Raw genomic sequence first — 711 nt, 5'->3', positions numbered from 1 at the left:
CTTCATTAAAAAAGCAAAAGCCGCAAAAAAACTTTGCGGCTTTTTTGAAAGCTCTGATATTGCTGAGGCAATAACCTAGTTTAAGCTATCTTTGATTTAGAAAAAATCGGGTCGTAAAAAATTTCAGAAAGCTTTCTATCCTTAAAGAACAACACCACATCAATTGTGCTGTAGAGTACCATCCTTATCATCTCTATATCGAGTAGACGGCCAACTTCTGATCTTTTGATTAATGTGGCACAACGTTCAAATGTTTGCAAAGCATTGTTCGCATGTGTTGTGGTAATTGATCCAGGATGACCGGTGTTCAATGAATTGAGATATTCCCAGGCCTCATTACCACGTAGCTCAGCGAGAAAAATACGGTCAGGCGATTGACGCATACACGCATCTAAACATTCTTCAGCGGAAACACGACCCATATTGTCACCATAAATCATATGCACATGGTTGGGATGATTTGGTAAAAAAAGCTCATGAACATCTTCAATTGTAATAATACGCTCTTCTACAGGCACCTTTTCGATTAAAGAACGAGCAAATGTTGTTTTACCTGATCCTGTTTTTCCTGCAATAATGATGTTGCGTTTATACAGTACGCATTTTTCCAAAAATTCAAGAATTTTTCTCTCACGTTTAAATTGCAAAAGTTCGATTTCAAATGGCTCCAATCGTGTAAAATCCTGTTTCGATAGTAAGTCATTCGCTTCT

1 protein-coding gene is annotated in these 711 nt (G+C 37.4%); it reads right to left on the bottom strand.

Translation table 11 applies throughout. From position 1 onward, the window contains the following. Positions 1–80: 80 nt before the first annotated feature. The coding region (locus ACFIO5_RS11840) for an ATPase, T2SS/T4P/T4SS family (protein ID WP_375705515.1) at positions 81–711 on the bottom strand (631 nt) is incomplete at its 5' end.

This window comes from Bartonella sp. AA86SXKL, from assembly GCF_042196885.1.
Note: the sequence above shows the minus strand (reverse complement) of the source record. Positions and strands in the feature narration are given on the sequence as shown.